1 protein-coding gene is annotated in these 821 nt (G+C 60.9%); it reads right to left on the bottom strand.

Going from position 1 to position 821, the window contains the following annotated elements:
• A partial coding sequence (locus HH110_RS19050) for a transposase (RefSeq protein ID WP_176991072.1) occupies positions 1-609 on the bottom strand: 609 nt, incomplete at its 3' end.
• Positions 610-821: the final 212 nt, after the last annotated feature.

The following is an 821-nucleotide window of genomic DNA, read 5'->3' as shown; positions in this document are numbered from 1 at the left end:
CAGATAGCTGGCCAGCACCGCCTGTAGCCCCGGCCCCACGCCCTTCATCGACTTCAGAATCGTGAGCTGGGGCTGTTGAGCAACTTGCTCGGCAATCTGCTTTCCCAGGCGTTCGACCAGTGTCTGCAAGCGGGTGATGTTGGTCTGCAAAAGCCGTCGCAATTCACGATCACGCACCATTTCCTGCTGCTGCCGCGCTACGGTCAGGGCCTGCATCATCTGTCGACGTGCCCGCACGAATTCCCGCAGTTTCTGCTGCCAAGGCTCTAGTGGCTGGTAGGCCGGCAGTGTCACCAGCGCGGCCATCTGTGCCAATGCATAGGCATCCAAGCGATCGGTCTTGGCCACCTGGCCCAACCCCTGAGCTAGTTTTCGCGCCCGAAAGGCATTGGCGCGCACCACCCGATGGCCTGCCTTGTGCAGGAAATCCAGCACGGGCTGCTCATATCCGCCGGTGGCCTCCAGCACGATCTGGATCGCTGGGCGTTTTTTCAGCCAAGCGTCCAATTCAACAAAGCCAGAGGGGCTATTGCTGACCTGCAGGGTCTCTCTGTCCGTCGTGCCGACATCCAGCTGGCGCTTGCTTACATCAATCCCGATCCCGTTCATCGCCCGACTCCGTATAGTCTGGAAGGGTCGAGAGCTCCCCCGCTTGCCCAGTCTTATCGCTTCGAGTGCCAGCTCCAGCAACTGTTCGGGCGGATCAAGGGAGATTCCGGCGTGGGCGCCAAGCTACATGGCGATCGCTCAGATCCAGGCTCGTACGGCGGCCCACGCCGGCTCTCGGCACCTAAGCTGCCAGATTCCGAACAGATAAGGCT

Origin of the sequence: Stenotrophomonas sp. SAM-B (assembly GCF_013387485.1) — a bacterium.
GTDB lineage: Bacteria > Pseudomonadota > Gammaproteobacteria > Xanthomonadales > Xanthomonadaceae > Stenotrophomonas > Stenotrophomonas maltophilia_AA.
This window is presented reverse-complemented; position numbering and strand designations above follow the sequence as displayed.